Origin of the sequence: Streptomyces sp. NPDC050287 (genome assembly GCF_044459385.1) — a bacterium.
GTDB lineage: Bacteria > Actinomycetota > Actinomycetes > Streptomycetales > Streptomycetaceae > Streptomyces.
In genome coordinates this window covers 227,353-248,149 of sequence record NZ_JBITIY010000002.1, presented here as the reverse complement: position 1 = coordinate 248,149, position 20,797 = coordinate 227,353, and the positions used below count along the sequence as shown (strand labels likewise).

Here is a 20,797-nt window from a genome sequence, read left to right as displayed (position 1 = left end):
TTGTCCTTCCAGTGTCTGTCATGGTCATTCCACCCCGCGCTTAGCGGCGCTTCGACTTCCGGTCGTCCTTGACGTGACCCCGGAAGGTGCGCGTCGGCGAGAACTCGCCGAGCTTGTGGCCGACCATCGACTCGGTGACAAACACCGGAATGTGGGTCTTGCCGTTGTGCACCGCGATCGTGTGGCCCAGCATGGCCGGGACGATCATCGAGCGACGGGACCAGGTCTTGATGACGTTCTTGGAACCCGCTTCGTTCTGGGCGTCCACCTTCTTGATCAGGTGGTCGTCGACGAAGGGCCCCTTCTTGAGACTGCGCGGCATCTAAACCCGCTCCTAGCGCTTCTTGTTCGTCTTGCGGCGGCGGACGATGTACTTGTTCGAAGCCTTCTTCGGCGAACGAGTACGACCCTCCTTCTGACCCCACGGGGAGACCGGGTGGCGACCACCGGAGGTCTTGCCCTCACCACCACCGTGCGGGTGGTCAACCGGGTTCATCGCCACACCGCGAACGGTCGGGCGGACGCCCAGCCAGCGCTTGCGGCCGGCCTTGCCCCAGTTGATGTTGCTCTGCTCGGCGTTGCCGACCTCGCCGACCGTGGCGCGGCAGCGCTGGTCGACCAGGCGGATCTCACCGGACGGCATGCGGAGGTGGGCCATGGTGCCCTCCTTCGCGAGCAGCTGCACCGAGGCACCGGCGGAGCGGGCGAACTTGGCACCGCCACCGGGACGGATCTCGATCGCGTGGATCGTGGTACCGACCGGGATGTTGCGGAGGGCCAGGTTGTTGCCCGGCTTGATGTCGGCCCCGGGACCGTTCTCGACGCGGTCACCCTGCTGCAGGTTGCGCGGGGCGAGGATGTAGCGCTTCTCGCCGTCGGCGTAGTGCAGCAGCGCGATGCGCGCGGTGCGGTTGGGGTCGTACTCGATGTGCGCGACCTTCGCCGGCACGCCGTCCTTGTCGTGACGACGGAAGTCGATCACGCGGTAGGCGCGCTTGTGTCCGCCACCCTGGTGGCGAACGGTCACACGACCGGCGTTGTTACGGCCGCCCTTGCTGTGCAGCGGGCGGACCAGCGACTTCTCCGGCGTGGACCGCGTGACCTCGACGAAGTCGGCGACGCTGGAGCCACGACGGCCCGGCGTAGTCGGCTTGTACTTGCGGATTCCCATTGTCTCTCAGTCCTCGGAAGTTTCCCGATTATCTGGACGCTCCAACCGCTTACGCGGTCGGACCGCCGAAGATGTCGATACGGTCGCCCTCGGCAAGGGTCACGATCGCGCGCTTGCTGTCGGCACGCTTGCCGAAGCCCGTGCGGGTCCGCTTGCGCTTGCCCTGGCGGTTGATCGTGTTGACCCCGGTGACCTTGACCGAGAAGACCGCCTGGACGGCCTCCTTGATCTGGGTCTTGTTGGAGCCCGGCGCGACGATGAACGTGTACTTGTTCTCGTCGAGGAGCGCGTAGCTCTTCTCGGACACGACCGGCTTCAGCAGGATGTCACGGGGGTCCGTGAACGCCTTGCTGGCCGGGGTGACGACGGTGTTCTTGCCCTCGGTGGCGTGGCGGCGCGCCTTGGCGACGCGCGCGGCCTTGGCGGCCTTGGCAGCCTTGGAGGCAATGCTCGGGTGACGCGTAGCCATCAGGCCTCGCTCCCTTCGGTGTCAGAGGCCTTGGGGCCAGACACGAAGGACTCGAAAGCGGCCTGGGTGAAGACCACGTCGTCCGAGACGAGAACGTCGTACGTGTTCAGCTGGCCCGGCTCCAGGATGTGGACCTGGGGCAGATTGCGGGCGGACAGCCACGCGGCCTCATCGGCGCGGTCGACGACCAGGAGCAGGTTCTTGCGCTCCGAGATCTTGCCGAACAGCGTCTTGGCGGCCTTCGTCGACGGGCTCTCGCCCTCGATGACGCCGGAGACGACGTGGATGCGGTTGTGGCGGGCCCGGTCGGTGAGGGCGTGACGCAGAGCGGCAGCCTTCATCTTCTTCGGGGTCCGCTGCGAGTAGTCACGCGGCACGGGACCGTGCACGACGCCACCACCGGCGAACTGCGGCGCGCGGGTCGAACCCTGACGGGCGCGACCGGTGCCCTTCTGGCGGTACGGCTTCTTGCCGCCACCACGGACCTCACCGCGACGCTTGGTCTTGTGCGTGCCCTGACGGGCAGCGGCGTTCTGCGCGACGACGACCTGGTGGATCAGCGGAATGCTGATCTTCTCCACGCCGAAGATCTCCGCGGGGAGCTCGACGCTACCGGTCTTCTCGCCTGCAGGCGAAAGGATGTCAACAGTGCTCATCGGTTACCTCAGGCCCCCTTGGCCGCGGTGCGGACCAGGACGAGGCCGCCGTTCGGACCGGGAACCGCGCCCTTGATGAGCAGCAGACCCTTCTCCGCGTCAACGGCGTGGACGGTCAGGTTCTGGGTGGTGACCCGCTCGTTGCCCATGCGACCCGCCATGCGGAGGCCCTTGAACACGCGGCCCGGAGTGGCGCAGCCACCGATGGAACCGGGCGAGCGGTGCTTGCGCTGGGTGCCGTGTCCGGCGCCGAGGCCCTTGAAGTTGTGACGCTTCATGACACCGGCGAAGCCCTTGCCCTTGCTCTTGCCGGTCACGTCGACCTTGATGCCGGCCTCGAACACCTCAGCGGTGATCTCCTGGCCGAGGGTGTACTCGCTGGCGTCAGCGGTACGGATCTCGACGAGGTGGCGGCGGGGAGTGACGTCGGCCTTGGCGAAGTGGCCCTTGAGGGGCTTGTTCACCTTGCGCGGGTCGATCTCGCCGAACGCGATCTGGACGGACTCGTAGCCGTCGGCGTCGTTCGTGCGGACCTGGGTGACGACGTTGGGGCCGGCCTTGACGACGGTGACCGGAACAACACGGTTGTTCTCGTCCCACACCTGCGTCATGCCGAGCTTCTCGCCCAGGATGCCCTTGATCTGCTTAGCCATTCTCAGATCACCGGCCCTCAGAGCTTGATCTCGATGTCGACACCGGCCGGGAGGTCGAGTCGCATCAGAGAGTCAACGGTCTTGGGGGTCGGGTCGAGGATGTCGATCAGGCGCTTGTGCGTGCGCATCTCGAAGTGCTCGCGCGAGTCCTTGTACTTGTGCGGCGACTTGATGACGCAGTACACGTTCTTCTCAGTGGGCAGCGGCACCGGGCCCGCGACCGACGCACCAGTACGCGTCACCGTCTCGACGATCTTCTTCGCCGAGGAGTCGATGACCTCGTGGTCGTAGGCCTTGAGCCGGATGCGGATCTTCTGTCCCGCCATGGCTACTCAGCAGTCCTGTCTCTCGTAACGCTCTGGAACCCGGTGTTCTCTTGGTTTCTTCCGACCCACGCGGTCGGGCGTGTCGCGCTTCCACTGACACAGATGTCCCACGTTCGAACATCCCTGCGAGGAATGAACACGGCCCTTCCGGAACCGCAAGCCGGAGGCGAAAGCCCACCGGGTGCCTGGCCGGCGCCGCACTGACACTTCCCGAAAGATTCCCGTACGTCCGCCCCAGCGCTGCCATCTGGCAGTTAGGGCGACGAGTACTGTGGGACTCGCTTCCGGTCCTCCCGGCGGGAGGCGCGCAGCATCAACACTCGACCGAGCAACTCGGACAGTCTGCCACAGGGGGCGGGGGGCTGGCCAATCGGGGCGGAGACAATACCCGGGGGGTGACGTAGGTCAAACACCGGCGTCGCCCGTGCCCACCCCTGTGGCTGTTCACCTGCTCGGGCACCTCGGCCGCTCGACCGGGCGATTCCCGGCGATTTCGTGCGTGACCGCCCGAGGACAGACCAGCTTTCGGTCTTGATCAAGGGCACACGGTCAGGGAGATCCCGCGTCATGGTCAAGGTACAGCGGGGAGACCAGCCGCGAGCACGACGCCGAGTCGACCCGACGGCGGGATCCGGTGGGCGCTGTCGAAGAGCTGGTCCGGAATGCCGTGGACGCCGATGCCGAACACGTCGTCGTCACCTTGGAGCGCAACGACCTGGGCGGCGTGGACAGAGTCCGTGTCCAGGACGACGGCAGCGGGATGTCGGCCGAGCATGGCGAGGAGTACTTCCGGCCATCGGCGCCTCCTGGAAGAAACGTACGCAGCGAAGCCCGGTCAAGAAGCGCACTCTGCACGGGAAGAGCGGACACGGTGCCCACCCCGACGCCGTACGCCACACCTTGACCGCGAACCTCCCCCGCCAGCCCCTCCGCAACCCGGCAGCCCTCCTCGCCCACCGCCTGGCCGAGTTGCTGCCGCCGCCTGCCCCGGCCGCACCTCCGCCCGGCGACAGGCAGTCCGCCGCCCCGCCACCGTTCCACAACTGCGAGGGCTGCGAACGCGCGATCCGGACTCCGCATCCAGGGACCTACTGCCGCGACTGCCGTGACGCGGGCTTCGATACGGCCGCAGCGGCGTGAAACGTCTGACCTGCTGGTTCTCGCACACCTGCGGAAGAAGGAGACATTGGCGCAGGGCGGCGCCGGCGTCGGAGTCCTCGAAGCGAAGGCGTGGCGGTACGTGCGCGAGGTCGTCAGTGTCCTCGCCTCGGTTGAAAGAGGTCACTGAGGTTGCTTCGGAGGCCTCACCGAGCGACCTCATCGCCTGCCCACGGACAGGCCGACCTCACAGCTTGCCGAAGACCACTCCGCGCCAGGTCCAGCCCGACGCGAGGACGGCATCCCGCAAGGGGTAACGCAACTCCCCGCTGTCGAAGCGGAAAGTCTCCGTGGCTTCGAGCCGGCCGCTCTCCCCGCGCTCGATCTTCCAGTCGCGGGTGACGGTCCTGTCCGGCCCGCGCGTGTACTGCGACGAAATCTGGAGCCTCGGCGGATTCCCGACCCGGTTGACCTCCCACCCCTCCTCGAGAGCGCGCACCTCACGGTCCTCCTCGATCAGGCGCATCCGGATCCGGACGGCACGCTTCAGTTGCGACTCGACGAAGAAGGTCCGCCAAGCGGGCTCCGCCAACCGCCACTCCGCCACCAGGTCGGCACCTTCCGGAGTACCGTCCCGCACAACCCACGCCACGTCGGGTCCGTTGAGCGCGACCATCGCGGCCCGGACCTCCTCGGCGGAACGCGGTGCGATACCGCTGTCCGGCCGCTTGGTGCCGGTCAGCTTGTCGAATAGACCCATGGGGTCGAACTCCTGGCGATGTTCTGGGCTCAGCCGACTTTCGGGCTGCCGTTCGGCAGGGCGTCCGCGGTCTCACAGCGCCAGAGCTCACGGGCTTCGAGCCGGAGGGTGTCTGCGGCGAGGGACGCCATGTTCTGGATGGCGGTCCGGTTCGTTGTCTTTTCGTAGGTGACGTCGACTTCTACCAGCGTCTTTTCTTTGTCGTACTGGCCGGTGCAGTCGGCAAAGAGGAAGACGGTGTCTCCCTTGTAGTATCCAAGGGCTTTACCGAGAGTGATTCGAGTATTTCCAGCCATACTTGCGCCGCGGTCCGCGTCCTTCATACTGTAATCCGACTGAAGATAGAAGGAGTGGCTGATCTCCACCGACTTATCCCCGCCGTAGACTTTACACGTGCCTGGCCTTTGTTTGACGTCAATACTCCGAGGATTAAAGGCGCCGGAATGCCATTCCGCGAATGATTTCCCTTTTTCCGGAAGCAGCGCCCTCACAGCCGCTCCCGAGAGGGCTCCGTCGCACACCCGCGCCGGGACCGCGACGGCGGGCTCTTCGGACGGCCACACTTGCCATGCAACCACTCCGGCCACGGCCAGGACCCCCACGACTGCCAGAGCGATCGACGCCTTGAATCGACGGCTCCGCTTTTCTGTCCTATTCACGAGCTACTACTTCCCTGCTCTCTGGCGGCCCTGAGTATAGGAGGCCTTGACTTCCCGTTGAGCGGCTTCGGCCTGACTTGCCGCATTCGCGTGGTCGTAGCCCGCTTCCTTCGCGGCCGTATATGTGGCGTCGTAAATCGCGTCCGCCGAGTTTGACCTCTGATCTTCCAGGAAACCGTCTCGGTCTTTCAGTGCTTCCTCGCTGGAATCCTTGGTGAAGTGATTCACGACCGACTCCTGAATATCCTCCACCACCCACCCCACCACATCGCCACCCACCGGAATCTTCCCGACACCCATACCGATGACGCGCCCGGCCCACTTGTCGGCCGTAGCGACCCCTTCGTTGAATTCCGCGTCCGAGGCGAGTTTCTCGTCGACGACCGCCTGCGTGCGGGACTCCGCCATGATCCCGGCGATCTCACCACCCGGATCAACCCGGTTGGCGATCTCAGGAGCGAGCTCCTTGTACTTGTCGGCGTCGTGGAACGCTTCGTTGACGAGGTCCGTGGTCACGGCTTCCTGGGACGTGATGATGGCTCCGTAGGCGTCGGGATCCTTGCCTACCGCTCCCAGGAAGTTCTTGAGGACACCGGGGGAAAGGCCGTCGGGATTGCTGGTCAAGTCGAAGTTCCCGAGGTGCGCGCTGGCACCGTGGGTGCCGACCACGCTTCCGTCGCCCATGAAGGCGCCCTGTACGTCCCGCATGTAGTCGGCGGTGATGTTCCCGAGGCTCGCCCGCATGGGCGAGTCGTCCAGGTCCCCGGGGTCGGTGCCGTAACGCTCGACAAGCTTGTGGAAGATGGCGGCACCTTCCTCGGAATGCGGTGGCGGCACGGCTTCACTGCCGTACGGCAGGCCGGTCGTCGCAGCCTCCAGCGCGTGCCCGAGCGCCTGTTGACCGAAGCCGAGCGCGGTCTTCGTCTTGTCCTCATCCGCGAGGATGTTGGTGTCGTTGGTGTCGACCGTCCACTCGAATTTCTTGTCAGTGAGCAAGTCGAGGTAGGAGTCGAAGCCCGGCTTGCCGTCCTTGTTCACCGTGCCGTCCTGGTTGTACGCGGTCGGCGGCTCGGTGAAGAACTTCTCCGATGCATCGGGGCTGTGGCCGAGGGCCTCCAGGACGCTGTTGAGCGGTTCGTTTCCCGACCCCAGCCGGCCCGACGGGTTGAAGCCGTAGATGTCCGCTTGGCCCGCGGGTTTGTTGCTGAGGAAGAAGTGTGGGTCTTTCTTGTGCAGCTGGGTGATGTGTTCGGCGATCGGGTTGATGAACCGGGCGTCGTAGTTGCCGTAGCGCAGCAGGCCGCCGAGGACCTGGTAGCCGTACGGCTTGTTCCACTGGCCCTGCTCCCAGCCGATCTGCTGGGTGCCCAAGCGGCGGAACTGGTCGCCCCAACTGCCGGGCAGGTGGTGCTTGGTGTCCGGGTCGGTGGCGTTGGCCAACGCGAGCCCCATGGTCTGTTGGAGGTCCTTCATGGCGTCGAGGCGAACCTTGCTCGCGTCCGGATCGGTCCCGTTGATCGACATCTCGGCGTAGAACTCGAGCGTCTTCTCGGGTCCGCCGAGGCCCTTGTAGAACTGCGTGGCGAACTCGCCGTCCTTCTCCTGGCCGTTGAAGCGCATCAGCCGGTTGAATTCCTGCAGTTCCGTGTCGGTCATCTTGTCGCCCTTGCCGGCCAGTTCCACGGCGCGTTCGGCTTGGGCGTCGTTCAGGGACTCGTACGAGCTGTGTCCCGCGTTGTTCCGGTCGTTTCCGTGACTCTTGCTCAGGGCGCGGGCCACCGACGCGTCGATCTCGGCGGCGTGGGCGAGGAGCCCGTTGATCCGGCTCTCCAACTCCTGCTTGGAGTCGAGCTGTTCCTGTGTACGGTCGTCGCTGTCGCCCCTGATGTGCGGGAAGAAGCAGCGGACCTTTCCGTCGCCGATGTCCTCGACGCGGACCCCGAGTTTCGGGGCGTCCGTCTCGACCGCGGTCCTGACCTGCTTCTGCACCGAGACAAGTTCGGTGTGGGCGTCGGAGAGGACCTGGTGGATGCTGCTCGCCTCGGTGTGGAGGTCCGAGATTTCTTTACCGGTCTTGGTGACGAACTCCCGCGTGACCGTTGCGTTCACCCCGGCCCACCGGGCGCGGTCCGACTTGGCCTGCATGCCCGTGCGGGCGCTCTCCGCCAGGGCCTTGAGGCCGTCGACCGTGTCCTTCCAGTCGGTGACCGCTGTGCCGAGCCTGCCGAGGTCGACCTCGGACAGGTCCATATAAGTGAAAGCCACGGCTGCGTCCCCTACGTGAAGTACCTGTTGAGCTCGGACACGGATACGGCCTCACCGTCGCGGCTGACCACTGCGGCGATCTCGGCATCGTCCGAGGCGTGCAGCTTCTTGGTGTAGTCGAGGTGATTTGAGATGTGCGCGCATGCCTGAAGCACGGACTTGACCTGGGAGGTCCAGATCTCGACCGTCTTCTCCAGGGCGCCGCCCATCGCGAAATTGTGGGACTTCAGCGAGGCGGCGGCCTGCGCCGTGGAACCGGCGCCCTCCTTGTTCGGGCTCGCCCCGGCGATATCCGCTTCTTTGCGGAGATCCTCGTAGAGGACGAAGGCATCATGGCCGACGGCCCCGAGGTCCTCCTGGTTCACCACCAGATCGCCGGCCCCACCCCCACCGCCCTCCGCGGGAAGCTGGTTGAGCCGCATCTGCGTCGGACCGCGCTGCGCCGCCTCCGCCTTGAGCTGCTCCCACTCGTCCCAGGCCATCCCGGTGCCCTCCCCCGACCCCGTTCCGCGGCAGTCCCGCCAGTGACGGACCGCGGAGTTTCTTACCTGAGTCTCAACGTACCAACGGGGCCGACGGACTGAGTACTTGAGCGTCAACGCGCATCATTGCTTCACACTTACCTCGTCCGCCCGGCGTGCTACCGGGCGACCTGCGGGGACGCCGTGCGAGCGCTGTGCGGACGAGCGCCGGAGTGGCACGTCGACAGCCATCCGCTCGGACACGGCGCGGCCCGCCTGGGGGATCTTCAGTTGGTCTCCCTGGGCCTTCCGCGTTCGCAAGTATGAACAGGAATCACGTACCCATCTATTGACGCGTCCACGGCAAGCGCTTACGTTCCCCTACGAGAACACGAGAAAGCGCTTTCTCTTGCACGGCACCTCAGGTACGGACGAACCCGGAGGCACCCCCCATGCAAGTGAGACCCGTCATCGCATGTGTCAGCCTGCTGGCCGGCGCGCTCGTCGCGCTGTCCGGCACCTCTGCTCAGGCCGCGAGCACCACGCAGTACGTGTCACCGAGCGGCACCGACAGCGCCGCCGGCACGCAGTCCGCGCCGACGACGCTCGCCACGGCGATCAGCCGCATCGCCCCCGGCGGCACCATCTACCTGCGCGGTGGGACGTACAACTACTCGTCGACGATCACGATCCCGGCGGGCAGCAACGGCACCTCCAGCGCCCGCACCAACCTGTCCGCCTATCCCGGCGAGAAGCCGGTGCTGAACTTCTCGGCGCAAAGCGAGAGTTCGTCGAACCGCGGGCTCCAGCTGAACGCCAACTACTGGCACGTCTACGGCCTCACCGTAGAGCGCGCCGGGGACAACGGGATCTACGTCGGCGGCAGCAACAACGTCATCGAGCGCACGGTGACGAGGTACAACCGCGACACCGGACTGCAGCTGGGCCGCATCTCCTCCAGCACCCCGAGCTCCCAGTGGCCGTCCAACAACCTGATCGTCAGCGCGGAGTCGCATGACAACGCCGACTCCGACGGCGAGGACGCCGACGGCTTCGCCGCGAAGCTCACGACCGGCACCGGCAACGTCTTCCGCTACGCCGTCTCCCACAACAACATCGACGACGGCTGGGACCTGTACACCAAGACGGACACCGGCGCCATCGGCCCGGTGACCATCGAGTACTCCCTGTCCTACAACAACGGCACGCTGAGCAACGGCACCGTGAACGCCAACGGCGACCGCAACGGCTACAAGCTCGGCGGCGACGACATCGCGGTCAACCACGTCGTCCAGCACAGCATCGCCTACCGCAACGGCAAGCACGGGTTCACCTACAACAGCAACCCGGGCAAGATGACCATCTCCAACAACGTCAGCGTCGACAACACGCAGCGCAACTTCTCCTTCGACGCCGGCACTCACGTGTACCGGAACAACACCTCGTGCCGGTACAGCGTCAGCGGCTCGAACGACAAGACCATCGGCGACGCCGACAGCTCCAACCAGTTCTGGACCGGCACGAACGGCTCCCGTTGCTCCTCGTACTCCGGCGCCCTGGGCTGGTCCTTCGCCTCGGACGGCCGCCTCGCCGTGACGTTCGGCGGCAAGGTGGTGACGCCGTAGCCTGACGCCACCGACGCCGAGTTTTGATCGACGACGGCAAAGGGCCCGTACGACCTGCTGGTCGTACGGGCCCCGCGGCGCCTGGCCCCAGCGAACCTGTCGGCAGGGCGGCCGCCCATCACACCTCAGGCGGCACGCTGGAGATGCTGGGAAGGCCGGCATTGGACTTGCAGCCCAGGAGGTCGAACGGGTGCGGCTCGATTCGTAGACGATGCGCAGAACATCTATTCGGGTCGCCGTCACCGGCGCGCGCCCTGCTCATCGCAGGGAATCGGGCGGGTCCGCAGGGATCGTCGGTTCGTTCTGGCAGTCCAGGGCATCGGCCATGGCCCGTGCGGAGCGCAGAACGTACTTCATGTGGTCGCGGACCGACGTACCGCTGGTGAGAGTGTCGGTCATGACGCCCGCCAATGGGGTCTCCGTCTCCTGCCGCGGCGACGTACCAGGGATCTTGCACTTGACGTAGACGCCGTACTGGGCGACTCCCTTGGCGTCTTCCACCTGGTGCAGTTTCACGTCCGAATTGACCGGTGTGACGATCCCTTTCTGAGTGCTCTCCGTATGAAAGTCGAACGGAAGGGACGAGGGGCCGAACTCCACCTTCAGTTCCTTCTTCTTGCCGGCGTCGAAGGTGGTCAGCGTGCACAGTTCGGACGACCAGTGGGGTTCATCCGAACCTCCGGACTCCATCTGCTGGTAGTGCTGCGCCCGTGCTTCCTTCAGATCGACGCCGCCTCTGTCCAGGTCACTGCCGCCGGGCAGGTCCGCATGACTCTCCACCCACTTGATTCCCGAATCTCCGAGGGTTTCCTCGCAGCCGTCTGCGGGCGAAATCGACGCGTCGTCGTCTGCGGTACAGGATGTAGCCGTCAGGGCCAGGGCCACCAGGACAAAGGAGATGCCGGAAATTCTCTTCATCAGAACCCTCGCACATCCTTGGTGTCGCTACGCGTGCGACCTTTGTTGTAAGCCTCTTCCGCCTCGTCCGACAAATCCCAGATGTCGTCATCGGACATGCCGCTGGCCTGCCCGTAGTTCAGGAGCGGGATCATGGCATTGCGCTGTCCTACGTCTCGCGCCTTGTCGATTCCCTGGAGGGCCTCGTCGGTGTTGTCGAACTCATTATCCTGGAGCCAGTCGAGCGTCTGATTCGACATATGAGTTTCCGCTGCACCACCGACCACTTCAAACGCAAGGGGGACGGCGACGGCCGCAGCCGCACGCGCCGGGATGATCACCTCTGAAGCCACCCCCACGGTGGTGCCGATCACAGCGCCGGCAGCGAAGTCACGCCAGGCGCCCTGCTTCTCCAGCTCTCGGTTGGCTGCTTCCTTCTCGTCGGCGAACTCATGGCCGATGCTTTCGAATCGGGACTGATCGAGCATGCCGTGCATCATCATGCTGTGCATCGCGACCCGCTTCACGTCCCCATCGTCGCCCCCCTGCGCTGCCATGACGCTGGCACCGTAAGCCTGCTGGGCCGCCGATACCGTGTTGTATGCGTCCTCATCGGCAGCCACGGCGCGAAGGAAGTTCGTGGTACTCGTCGAGCCGAAGTCGGCGAGATGATTCTTTTCGGCACCGAAGCGGGAATCACGCCCGTTCACGCCCCCGTCTCCGCTGCCACCGAAGTCGGCAGCGGAGTAATTCAGGCTGTCAATGTGACCCGACGCCATACGCGCCAGGCTTTCACTGATGCCGGGCTGCTTCTCAATCACATCCGCTGAACTGTAGTTGTCCACGACCCTCGACATCAGATCGGTTCGTGCCTCTCGAGCCTCGATCTGAGTCTCGGTCTTCATCGGCGGAATGCTGGGATCCTTGTCGTCGTACGGATATCCCAGCGTGGCGGACTCCAGCGCGTGGCCGAGATGGTCGAAGCCCAACGGCTTGCCGTCGTCGTCAACCGGCCACTCGCGTGCTTCCTTGTCATGGCCGACGAGGTAGTCCCAGTTGTCGAGCGCCTTCCCGTCCGCGGTCGTCGAGTCGTTGAAGAACTCCAGGGACACCTCGGGGTTGTGGCCGAGGGCCTCCATGAAGCCGGCGACCGGGTCGTTGGCGTTGCCGGTGGGCGGGTAGGTGAGGTCAGTGGTGTCGCGCCAGGCGACACCGGGCTTGCCCGGGTACTCGCGCTCGTATTTCACGACCGCGTCGCCATAGTCGTGCAGGAAGTCGTCGTCGAACTTGCCCTTGCCCATCAGGCTGCTCATTACCTGGAAGCCGTTCGGGCCCATCGGCATGGCGGGATCGACGGGGAAGATCTTGGTGCCGGACGCGATCACGTCCTTCTTCCATGCCTCCATCGCGGGACTGTCGCTGTGGGAAGCATTGGCGAGGGACATGCTCAGGTTGTCCTGAACATGAGCCATCAGTTTGGCCCGGTCGCCCTCGACCGCGCCGCCGGGTGGTGCGGCGAGGTCGCGCCAGAACTGCAAAGTGCCGTCCGCTCCCAGGCCGGTGGCGAAGGCCTCCGTGAAGCCGGGGTTGTCTCGCTGGTTCTCAAGGGTCTCGTTGAAACGGGCCAGCTTCTCCTCGCTCCACTCGGAGACGTCCCCCTTTGCGATCTCCTTGCGCCAGTAATCGGCGTCCGCCTTCCCTTGGTCGCGGTCGGCGTCCTTCAGGCTGTCGGGGCCCTGGTCGGTGAAGTCGTACTTATTCCTTGCTAGTTGGCGCAACGCTCGGGCCGCGATGCGGTCGGTCTCGGTCGCCTCCCAGAGGATCCTGGTGATCCTGCTCTGGGCGGCGTCCATTTCACCGTCCGTGGGCTTGTGGATGTCGGCATTCCCTGCGGCCTGGCCAGAGGGTACGGAGGCGGCGACCTTCCCGTTCCCGTTGACGTAGATGTTGCTCTTCGCCAGCTCGTCGATGGCGGTGCGCAGGTCCTCCTTGTGCTTCGTGAAGGAGGAATGAGCGTCGCGCAGCACCGCCAGGACACTCTTGGCCTCGGCGGCCGCGTCCGCGAACTGCGCCGCGGTCTTCGTGACGAACTCCCGCGAGACCGTGGCGTTGACGCCCTTCCAGTTCGCTGCGTTGGCCTTCTCTTCCAGATCTGCCGCGCTGACCTCGCCGTTGCCGCCGGTGGCAAGCCGCTCCAGTCTGCCGACCATGGTCTTCCAATCGGAAACCGCGGTGTTCAGCGTGGCCAGACGCAAGTCCGTGAGTTCTTGCGCGGTCAGCGTTTCCGTCGCCATCTACGTCAGCCCCGTTGCCGCTACTTGAAGTACTCGTTGATGCGGGAGACCGTCATCAGGTCACCCGCCAGGTTCCGCATACCGGTCACAACGTTCACGTCGTCCTTCGCGTGCTGGGCACGGGTGAAGTCCAGATGGTTGGAGATATGGGCGCAGGCCTCCTTCAGCGTCTGCTGCTGGGTGTTCCAGGCGTCGTGCAACTCAAGGAGTGCGGAGCCCATGTCGAGACCGTCATTGAAGAGGTCGTTCGAGGCCGTGAACGTGGTCGGTCGCGCTAGGTCGGCGTCCACCCGAAACCTCTCCTTCAGGTCGTACGCCATGTTGCCGAGCTTGCCCAGCTCGTCGTCGTGTACAACGAGATCCGGGCCCCCGCCGCTGCTTCCGCCCCCATCGGCAGGCAGCTGGTTCAACTGCATCTGCGTTGGTTGTCTCTCGGCGACATCGGCCTTGAGCTGTTCCCACTCTTCCCACGCCATTTGGCGCGCCCCTCCCCGTATGCATCTGCGATCACTCAAATGTCGTGCGCCTGCCACGCCTGCCAGACACCCCCCTAAACATTCCTAACATGACGACGTAAGGCGGGAGTCATGCAGCCCACGCACACACCACGCCTTCACGGTTGTGGACCCCACGTCCACAAACACGGCGTCGCAGCGCACTTGGCGCGGGTTCGCCAGCGCTTCGGGTCAGGCGTGATCTCCTGGGTTGGGCGGTCCGCCTCTGAACGATCCTCCGCCAGGCGGTGTGAACTCCTGCGGCGATTGCGTCATGGCAGTCGGGAGCAGCGGGCTCAACGCTGCGGGCCGCCGACGTCTGCGGGCAACCAGGACGGCTGCCACTGCGCCACCGCTCAGCACGGCGACACCGATGCCCAGCCCGGTCCAGAGGGCGCTGTTGCCATTCGTGGACGATGAGGCTGTGGCCGCAGGATTGTCGTCCTTCCCCTGAGCCGCTGCGTCCGCCGTGGCCGGACCATTTGCGGACGGGGATGTCGAGGCCTCAGCCGCGGCTGCGAGGTCCGGGAGGGGGTATTCGTCGGGGGGTCCCGGGTCTCCCGGATCCTGGAGGGCGACCCGAGGGCGGACGATACCGTAGCCGATGGAGTCGTTGCGCTTCGCGCCATCCGTAGGAGCACCGATGGTGTTGAGCATGACGCGTAGCACTTGGTTGTTGGTCCAGGTCGGGTGCTTGGACCAGATCAGGGCGGCGCTCGCGGAGGCGAGAGCAGTTGCGTCACTGGTGCCCTCGGTCTTGCAGAGGCCCGTTTTGCCACCGCAGGCGTGGACCATGCTTTCGCCCGGAGCCGCCATGTCCACCTGTGGGCCGTACTCGGAGAAGTAAGCGCGGCGGAGATTCTTTCCCACCGCCGCAACCCCGACGGCACCGGGCGTGGCGGCCGGGTACAAGACGGGGTTGCCCTTGTCGACCTCGTTGCCCACCGCTGCGAAGACCAATGACCCCCGGTCCACGGCGTACTTCACCGCAGCAGTGAGTTCCGGGCTGCTGACCACTGAAGCCATGGAGATGTTGATGACCTTGGCATTGGCATCTGCCGCATATCGGATCGCCTTGCTGAAATACGCGGGCCTCGCGAAGCCCATGGCGTCCTCTGTCTCCGCAGGGACGCGGATCGGGAGAATCTTGGCGCCCGGCGCAAGGCCGAACGCGCCCTTGCCGCCTCCATATGCTCCTGTACCAGCAATGAGTCCAGCCGTGCCCGTGCCGTGGCCTTCATAGTCCGTGTGCTCGTCGCCGGCGCGGCTCGATGGCGCGAAGTCTTTCCCATCGAGCACCCGCCCTTTCAAGTCGGGGTTGTCAGGGTCGACTCCGGTGTCGATCACGGCAACGGTGATCCCCTTGCCTGTGCTCGTCCGCCACATCTCCTGGGCGCGCATGGCATCGAGGTGCCACTGCTGGGAACGGGTGGAGCTGGCGTGCGCCTGAAGGGCCGTACTGCCCACCAGCAGTAGCCCGATGGCCCCTGAGGCCACAGCCCGAAATCCCCTGTGCCAAGTGCTGTGGTTGGGCATGTACGTCCTTCTCATTCCCTGGGCCTCAGTCGGAGGGCGGCGGTTCATTGCGGCGGCTGGACTTCCGCTCCTGGTTTCCCCGCCGAACACCACTGGTCGGCCTGGCCGTATCGCCGCGACCGCTTCCCCGAGTGCCGCCGCCGTCGCTGGGGGTACCGCCGGAGATGCCTCCCCGCGACGGTGCGGACGGCACCGGCGCACCGGGGCGTGCCGGGACGCGGCCCGTCTGCTGCGGGGTTCCGCCGACGATGCCGCCGCGTTGCGGCGCAGGCGCGAAACGCCCGGAGGTAGGCCTGGCAGGCTGGGCACCCGTCTGTCCTCCCGGTCCGGTCGGCAGGGAGCCGGCCTGACCGCGGCTGCTTGCGGTCTCGCCGCCGACAACCGCCCCGCCAGGCAGTCGGCCTGTCGGCCTGCCCGTGGGAGGCGTCGTGGTGGGGCGCCCACCGGAGATTCCTGAATTGGCTGGAACACCGCGGCCTGATGCCACGCCTTGGCCCGGAGCGGTGCTGCCGGAAACGGCAGCGGCACCTGGCATGTTCCTACCCTGAATCGCACCGGCTCCCGTGACTCCCCGGCCGGGTGTCGAGCCGGGAACAGCCGCCCCGGGCTGGGCTGGCATACGTCTGCCGAAAACCGTCCTTCCCGGCCCGCTCGTGACTGAGGGCATACGCGAAACACTGCTGGAGAGCGGTGGGGTCGTGCCATTGGTGAACGGCGGCGCACCGGTGTCCGTACGACCGCCAACCTGGGCGCCGCCCGACTGCACTGGGGACGGCTGGTGCAATTCGGGGAGTACAGAAACCGAGTCGATGTTGACCCGCGCTGCAGGCTCGGTTACCGACGGCCGCACGTCGTCGGCCGGCATCCGGCTGGCGTGCGGCCCTGTCTCAAGGCGCTGATGCGTCACTCCGACGGTTCCAACACTGCCAGTACCGCCTCCGCTCGCTCCGCCTGAACTCTCAGTTCCCGGCCGGGCCAGGTCCTCAGAGCTAGCATCCTCAGGAGGCTTGATCGCAGCCGGCGGCGGCGGAAACCGAGGCCGCTCCAACCCCTCCATCTGCGTAGCCGACCAGCTGTACGTCTGCCCCAGCTTCCGCATCTCCGCAGCCGCCTGCAGCCGGACCTCCTCCCGGTCCGCCGCCAGCGCCGCCAGCTCACTCCTGGACTTCGCACTCACCGCCGCCGCGTCCGGATCATTGCGCGCGGCCGTCGCCGCATCCAAGTTCGCCTGGGCGCCCTTCGTATCGCGCGGAATCGACACCTGCGCGGAAGCGACCGCACCGGAGGCCTGGTCCAGCCACTTCCCCGCGCCCTCGCTGAACTCGCCCAGACGCAGCGTCGCGTTGGCCAGATCCCCGCTCCAGGTGCGGAACGCGTCCGCGCCCTCGCCCTTCCACTCCACGTACTGCGGGCGGACCTTGAGCTCTTCGCCGATCTTGCGGATCTCTTCGGCGGCCGCGGTGAGTCGCTGGGCGGCAGCTTGCAGCGCTCCGGGCTTCGCCTGGTCCAGCCAGTGGAGCATCTGCTCGTGGCTCATGTCCTCGAACGGCGTGCCGCCGCCGGTCCCCTTGCCGGGCATCAGGACTCCCCCATGCTCGTCGGCGTCATCAGATCGTGCCGCCCGCGTCGTCGGCCGGCGCCGACCGGTCCGGCGTCGCCTCGCTCCCGCTGCCGTCCGCCTGATTCTTCTTCGGCAGGCCGGGGTCGTAGCTCCCGCCGTAGTGCTTCGTCGTCTCCGCGCTGATCGCCGCCATACGGTCCCGGACGTCCAGGTCGATGTTCTGGTAGCCCTTGTGTGAGGCCAGCACCGCGATGCTCATGCCCTCCATCGAGTCGGACAGCAGCTTCGACAGCGTCTCCAGCTCGCTGATCACCGTCTCGTACGCGCCGAACAGCCCGTTCGCTTCGGCCCACTGCCCGTCTCCGCCACCGAACTGATGGCGTGCGAGCCGCTCTTCACCGACCTTGCCCGGGCCCGCCTCAGAGCCCTTCAGGTCGCGGATCAGGTTGTCGACGCGCTTCTGGAACGCGGTGAAGGAGGACAGCTCCGTAGCGACGTCCGCGGCAAAATCCCGCGCCGCGTCGAACACTCCGGAGAACAACGACGCCTCCGACGCAGCGCCGCCGTCACTCGGAAACCCCATGTCCTCCCCCGTACGTCATCAGCAGCCGACCACTCACGAGTAACTCTAGCTACCAGCAGTGACAACGCTCACCCGGTCTGTCTCGGTGAGCAGTCGTTCTCAGCCACCACCAGGGGCCAGGCCAGTGACTGGGACCGGAAACCAACTCCAGTCAACGGCAGCCCCACGAGCCGCACATGAGCACTCGTACTCAGTTCCATGAGGCCCGGACGCGTACGCCGCTACGACACGTACAAGACGAAGTCGGTCCGAGGTGGAGGGTGGCACCACCACACGGAACGACGATCGACAGAGCCACGCACTGACTTGACGACTCAAGAGGCAACTCCCTCAACTGCCGACCTCTTCACTCCGCCTACTGCCGCCTTCTTCACCCCGCCTCCCCCGCATTCCGCACCCGAGCGAACGACGTCTCCAGCCCCCGCTTCACCAGCCCCGCCACCGGCCGCTCGACGAACCGGTGCACCAGCCAGCTCAGCACCATGAAGCCGGCCAGTATCACGGCGATCAACAGGCGCGCGTCCATCGTGTCGCGGAGGCGGTTGATCAGGGCCGTACCGGCCGCGTAGTGGATCAGGTACAGCGGATACGTCAGCGCGCCGGCCGTCACCAGCCACTTCCAGCGGATCCGGTCCGTCGCGCCGAGGGCGATGGCGACCATGGCCAGCAGGAAGACGGTGAAGATCAGGACGCTCCCCCGCCACCCGGACACATGCTCGACCTCGTCGATCCGCTGCCCGAGTTCGCGCTGGCCCATCAGCCAGGCCATGGCGAGGATGCCCCACAGCAGCAGGTCCTGGCCGAAGCGGTGCATGAGGTACAACGCCAGGCCCGCGATGAAGTACCAGGCCCCGTCCGGGTTGGCGGCCAACTCGAGGAGCGGGAACTTCGCCACCGGCGCGAGCATCGCGGCGGCGCCCCACACGCAGCAGAAGACCACGACCTTGCGGTACGTCAGCCCGGTCGCGACGACAACCAGGAACAGCAGGTAGAAGCGCAGCTCGGACCAGAGCGTCCAGTAGACGCCGTCGACGTTCGCGACACCCGAACCGGACTGCAGCATCGTGAGGTTGAGCAGGACCTCGCGCAGGCGCAGCCGCTCCCACACCCCGGGTACGGCCACCAGCACGCCCGTCGTGAACAGGACCGCGAACCAGTACGCCGGGTAGAGGCGGATCACCCGGGAGACGAAGAACTGCCTTGGGGTGCGCCCCCAGCAGGACATGCAGATCACGAAGCCGCTGATCACGAAGAAGATCTCGACGCCGATCCAGCCGTAGGAGGCGAACCGGAACACCGTGGGCATGACGTCGGACACCGGCCGGTCCCAGATGGCGTTGCCCGGCTGGTCGACGCGGTTGGTGCCGGCGTAGTGGTGCACGGCGACCATCAGGGCGGCCAGCAGCCGGATGCCGTCGATGGCGTACAGCCGACGGCCCACACGCTCGCGTACGACGGCGTGGCGGCCCGGCCGGGCGGCTTGCGGGGGCCGTTGCTGTCCTGGCACGGCGAGCGGCGGGAGCGGCTGCTGCAAGCCGCCGACAACCCGCCGCGGTATCGACGTTCTGCTGTCCGCGCCGTGCATCGACACCTGTCCGTCCGTCCTGGTTGAGGGGATCCCGGGCCGGGGCGGTCGCCGGGCGCCTCAGGCTACGGCCGCCCCAACCACCTCACAGCGAACAGACAAGAACATTCCGCCCCTACAAACAGGGAGTTGCCCCAACCATCGCCGCGGCGTCGCGCAACGTTCCCCCACTCTTCGCTTGATACTCCGCGGCCGACCCGATGCCGAACGCCCCGCGCCCGCACGGGCAAAAAGGCAGCACGGGCAAAAAGGCAGCACGGACGAAAAGGCCCGCATGACAAAGAGACCCGCACGACCGAAGTCGTACGGGCCCCTTCAGGTGCTCAGATCAAGCTGGAGCTACCAGGTCAAGTCAACAAGCTTACTTGTTGATCTTGGTGACCTGGCCGGCGCCGACCGTCCGGCCACCCTCACGGATGGCGAACTTCAGGCCCTCTTCCATGGCGACGGGCTGGATGAGCTCCACCTTCATCTCGGTGTTGTCACCCGGCATGACCATCTCGGTGCCCTCGGGGAGGGTCACGACGCCGGTCACGTCCGTCGTACGGAAGTAGAACTGCGGACGGTAGTTGTTGAAGAACGGCGTGTGGCGGCCACCCTCGTCCTTGGACAGGATGTAGGCCTGCGCCTCGAACTCGGTGTGCGGGGTGACCGAGCCCGGCTTGATGATGACCTGGCCGCGCTCGACGTCCTCGCGCTTGATGCCACGGAGGAGCAGACCGACGTTCTCACCGGCCTGGCCCTCGTCGAGCAGCTTGCGGAACATCTCGATACCGGTGACCGTGGTGGTGGTCTTCTCGGTCTTGATGCCGATGATGTCGACGGTCTCGTTGACCTTCAGGACACCACGCTCGATACGGCCGGTGACGACCGTACCGCGACCGGTGATCGTGAAGACGTCCTCGATGGGCATGAGGAACGGCTTGTCGACGTCGCGCTCGGGCTCCGGGATCGACTCGTCGACGGCCTTCATCAGGTCGAGGACGGACTGGCCCCACTCCTTGTCGCCCTCAAGGGCCTTCAGAGCGGAGACCTTGACGACCGGCAGGTCGTCGCCCGGGAACTCGTACTCGGAGAGGAGCTCACGGACCTCGAGCTCGACGAGCTCCAGGATCTCCTCGTCGTCCACCATGTCGGCCTTGTTCAGGGCGACCACGATGTACGGAACGCCGACCTGGCGGGCCAGGAGCACGTGCTCCTTGGTCTGCGGCATCGGGCCGTCGGTGGCGGCGACCACGAGGATGGCGCCGTCCATCTGCGCCGCACCCGTGATCATGTTCTTGATGTAGTCCGCGTGACCGGGGCAGTCGACGTGGGCGTAGTGACGGGTCTCCGTCTGGTACTCGACGTGCGCGATGGAGATGGTGATACCGCGCTGGCGCTCTTCGGGAGCCTTGTCGATCTGGTCGAACGCCGATGCCTCGTTCAGGTCCGGGAACGCGTCGTGCAGCACCTTGGTAATGGCGGCCGTGAGGGTCGTCTTACCGTGGTCGATGTGACCGATGGTGCCGATGTTGACGTGCGGCTTAGTCCGCTCGAACTTCGCCTTCGCCACTGGGGTCCTCCTGGGAGTGGTTCTGGTACGCCTTACTTCATCGGCGCCAGGTGATCTTTGCTGGATGGCCCGGGTCCCGGGGGCATTCCTTCCGCGCATGCGGTGAAATGCCCCACGAGGCTCCGGAGTCAAGCCTACGGCGTGTGAAC

Annotated in this window: 20 protein-coding genes; 2 read left to right on the top strand and 18 right to left on the bottom strand. The window is 65.9% G+C overall.

The genetic code is table 11. The annotated features are described in order from the left end of the window. Positions 1–40: 40 nt before the first annotated feature. Genes rpsS through rpsJ form a run of 6 tightly spaced genes read right to left on the bottom strand, consistent with a single transcriptional unit; the run spans position 41 to position 3,275 of the window. Positions 41–322 carry a 30S ribosomal protein S19 gene (gene rpsS / locus ACIBK3_RS06450; protein WP_007384069.1) on the bottom strand — a complete coding sequence of 94 codons (282 nt, stop codon included), beginning with the start codon at positions 320–322 and terminating at the stop codon, positions 41–43. 12 nt (positions 323–334) lie between these two features. Beyond that, on the bottom strand, positions 335–1,171 hold the full coding sequence (gene rplB / locus ACIBK3_RS06445) for a 50S ribosomal protein L2 (RefSeq protein ID WP_030039757.1): 837 nt from the start codon (positions 1,169–1,171) through the stop codon (positions 335–337). A gap of 49 nt (positions 1,172–1,220) precedes the next feature. Then, the gene (gene rplW / locus ACIBK3_RS06440) at positions 1,221–1,640 is read right to left on the bottom strand and encodes a 50S ribosomal protein L23 (RefSeq protein WP_399362516.1); all 420 of its coding nucleotides are present in this window, start codon (positions 1,638–1,640) and stop codon (positions 1,221–1,223) included. After that, positions 1,640–2,296 (bottom strand): 50S ribosomal protein L4, encoded by a 657-nt coding sequence (gene rplD / locus ACIBK3_RS06435; protein WP_399362514.1) that lies wholly within the window; start codon positions 2,294–2,296, stop codon positions 1,640–1,642. The genes rplW and rplD overlap by 1 nt, the downstream gene beginning before the upstream one ends. An 8-nt stretch (positions 2,297–2,304) precedes the next feature. After that, entirely contained in the window at positions 2,305–2,949 is a 645-nt protein-coding gene (gene rplC / locus ACIBK3_RS06430) for a 50S ribosomal protein L3 (protein WP_007384065.1), read from the bottom strand. Between the two features lie 17 nt (positions 2,950–2,966). Further along, on the bottom strand, positions 2,967–3,275 hold the full coding sequence (gene rpsJ, locus ACIBK3_RS06425; RefSeq protein WP_003948644.1) for a 30S ribosomal protein S10: 309 nt from the start codon (positions 3,273–3,275) through the stop codon (positions 2,967–2,969). Positions 3,276–3,909: 634 nt separating this feature from the next. On the opposite strand from rpsJ, the gene ACIBK3_RS06420 reads away from it, so the two are divergent. After that, a complete protein-coding gene (locus ACIBK3_RS06420) occupies positions 3,910–4,179 on the top strand; it encodes an ATP-binding protein (RefSeq protein ID WP_399362512.1) in 270 nt (89 codons plus the stop codon). Positions 4,180–4,620: 441 nt separating this feature from the next. Here ACIBK3_RS06420 and ACIBK3_RS06415 read toward each other — a convergent pair whose 3' ends face one another. The 4 genes from ACIBK3_RS06415 to ACIBK3_RS06400 are packed head-to-tail and all read right to left on the bottom strand — an operon-like array spanning position 4,621 to position 8,539. After that, positions 4,621–5,133 (bottom strand): hypothetical protein, encoded by a 513-nt coding sequence (locus tag ACIBK3_RS06415; protein ID WP_399362510.1) that lies wholly within the window; start codon positions 5,131–5,133, stop codon positions 4,621–4,623. A 29-nt stretch (positions 5,134–5,162) separates the two neighbouring features. Beyond that, positions 5,163–5,792, bottom strand: coding sequence for a hypothetical protein (locus ACIBK3_RS06410; protein ID WP_399362508.1), 630 nt, complete (start codon positions 5,790–5,792; stop codon positions 5,163–5,165). Between the two features lie 6 nt (positions 5,793–5,798). After that, positions 5,799–8,057, bottom strand: coding sequence for a hypothetical protein (locus ACIBK3_RS06405; protein ID WP_399362506.1), 2,259 nt, complete (start codon positions 8,055–8,057; stop codon positions 5,799–5,801). An 11-nt stretch (positions 8,058–8,068) separates the two neighbouring features. After that, positions 8,069–8,539 carry a hypothetical protein gene (locus tag ACIBK3_RS06400; RefSeq protein ID WP_399362504.1) on the bottom strand — a complete coding sequence of 157 codons (471 nt, stop codon included), beginning with the start codon at positions 8,537–8,539 and terminating at the stop codon, positions 8,069–8,071. Positions 8,540–8,970: 431 nt separating this feature from the next. On the opposite strand from ACIBK3_RS06400, the gene ACIBK3_RS06395 reads away from it, so the two are divergent. Continuing rightward, on the top strand, positions 8,971–10,143 hold the full coding sequence (locus ACIBK3_RS06395) for a right-handed parallel beta-helix repeat-containing protein (RefSeq protein WP_399362502.1): 1,173 nt from the start codon (positions 8,971–8,973) through the stop codon (positions 10,141–10,143). A 258-nt stretch (positions 10,144–10,401) separates the two neighbouring features. On the opposite strand, the gene ACIBK3_RS06390 is transcribed toward ACIBK3_RS06395, so the two are convergent. The 8 genes from ACIBK3_RS06390 to tuf form a co-directional block, all read right to left on the bottom strand. Then, positions 10,402–11,061, bottom strand: coding sequence for a hypothetical protein (locus ACIBK3_RS06390; protein WP_399362500.1), 660 nt, complete (start codon positions 11,059–11,061; stop codon positions 10,402–10,404). Next, positions 11,061–13,334, bottom strand: coding sequence for a DUF6571 family protein (locus ACIBK3_RS06385; RefSeq protein ID WP_399362498.1), 2,274 nt, complete (start codon positions 13,332–13,334; stop codon positions 11,061–11,063). The genes ACIBK3_RS06390 and ACIBK3_RS06385 overlap by 1 nt, the downstream gene beginning before the upstream one ends. 20 nt (positions 13,335–13,354) lie before the next feature. Continuing rightward, entirely contained in the window at positions 13,355–13,810 is a 456-nt protein-coding gene (locus ACIBK3_RS06380; RefSeq protein WP_399362496.1) for a hypothetical protein, read from the bottom strand. 210 nt (positions 13,811–14,020) lie between these two features. Next, on the bottom strand, positions 14,021–15,364 hold the full coding sequence (mycP, locus tag ACIBK3_RS06375) for a type VII secretion-associated serine protease mycosin (RefSeq protein WP_399362494.1): 1,344 nt from the start codon (positions 15,362–15,364) through the stop codon (positions 14,021–14,023). 25 nt (positions 15,365–15,389) lie between these two features. Then, positions 15,390–16,943 (bottom strand): translation initiation factor IF-2, encoded by a 1,554-nt coding sequence (locus tag ACIBK3_RS06370; RefSeq protein ID WP_399362492.1) that lies wholly within the window; start codon positions 16,941–16,943, stop codon positions 15,390–15,392. A gap of 28 nt (positions 16,944–16,971) precedes the next feature. After that, positions 16,972–17,508, bottom strand: coding sequence for a hypothetical protein (locus ACIBK3_RS06365; RefSeq protein ID WP_399362491.1), 537 nt, complete (start codon positions 17,506–17,508; stop codon positions 16,972–16,974). Between the two features lie 370 nt (positions 17,509–17,878). Continuing rightward, complete coding sequence (locus ACIBK3_RS06360) at positions 17,879–19,099, bottom strand: acyltransferase family protein (RefSeq protein WP_399362489.1); 1,221 nt, start codon at positions 19,097–19,099, stop codon at positions 17,879–17,881. 355 nt (positions 19,100–19,454) lie between these two features. Next, entirely contained in the window at positions 19,455–20,648 is a 1,194-nt protein-coding gene (tuf, locus tag ACIBK3_RS06355) for an elongation factor Tu (RefSeq protein WP_030671874.1), read from the bottom strand. Between the last annotated feature and the right edge of the window lie 149 nt (positions 20,649–20,797).

Excerpts from the sequence above, each read along its gene's own strand:
- rpsS (WP_007384069.1), bottom strand. The coding sequence starts at position 322 with ATGCCGCGCAGTCTCAAGAAGGGGCCCTTCGTCGACGACCACCTGATC.
- rplB (WP_030039757.1), bottom strand. The coding sequence starts at position 1,171 with ATGGGAATCCGCAAGTACAAGCCGACTACGCCGGGCCGTCGTGGCTCC.
- rplW (WP_399362516.1), bottom strand. The coding sequence starts at position 1,640 with ATGGCTACGCGTCACCCGAGCATTGCCTCCAAGGCTGCCAAGGCCGCC.
- rplD (WP_399362514.1), bottom strand. The coding sequence starts at position 2,296 with ATGAGCACTGTTGACATCCTTTCGCCTGCAGGCGAGAAGACCGGTAGC.
- rplC (WP_007384065.1), bottom strand. The coding sequence starts at position 2,949 with ATGGCTAAGCAGATCAAGGGCATCCTGGGCGAGAAGCTCGGCATGACG.
- rpsJ (WP_003948644.1), bottom strand. The coding sequence starts at position 3,275 with ATGGCGGGACAGAAGATCCGCATCCGGCTCAAGGCCTACGACCACGAG.
- ACIBK3_RS06415 (WP_399362510.1), bottom strand. The coding sequence starts at position 5,133 with ATGGGTCTATTCGACAAGCTGACCGGCACCAAGCGGCCGGACAGCGGT.
- ACIBK3_RS06400 (WP_399362504.1), bottom strand. The coding sequence starts at position 8,539 with ATGGCCTGGGACGAGTGGGAGCAGCTCAAGGCGGAGGCGGCGCAGCGC.
- ACIBK3_RS06395 (WP_399362502.1), top strand. The coding sequence starts at position 8,971 with ATGCAAGTGAGACCCGTCATCGCATGTGTCAGCCTGCTGGCCGGCGCG.
- ACIBK3_RS06390 (WP_399362500.1), bottom strand. The coding sequence starts at position 11,061 with ATGAAGAGAATTTCCGGCATCTCCTTTGTCCTGGTGGCCCTGGCCCTG.
- ACIBK3_RS06385 (WP_399362498.1), bottom strand. The coding sequence starts at position 13,334 with ATGGCGACGGAAACGCTGACCGCGCAAGAACTCACGGACTTGCGTCTG.
- ACIBK3_RS06380 (WP_399362496.1), bottom strand. The coding sequence starts at position 13,810 with ATGGCGTGGGAAGAGTGGGAACAGCTCAAGGCCGATGTCGCCGAGAGA.
- mycP (WP_399362494.1), bottom strand. The coding sequence starts at position 15,364 with ATGCCCAACCACAGCACTTGGCACAGGGGATTTCGGGCTGTGGCCTCA.
- ACIBK3_RS06370 (WP_399362492.1), bottom strand. The coding sequence starts at position 16,943 with ATGCCCGGCAAGGGGACCGGCGGCGGCACGCCGTTCGAGGACATGAGC.
- ACIBK3_RS06365 (WP_399362491.1), bottom strand. The coding sequence starts at position 17,508 with ATGGGGTTTCCGAGTGACGGCGGCGCTGCGTCGGAGGCGTCGTTGTTC.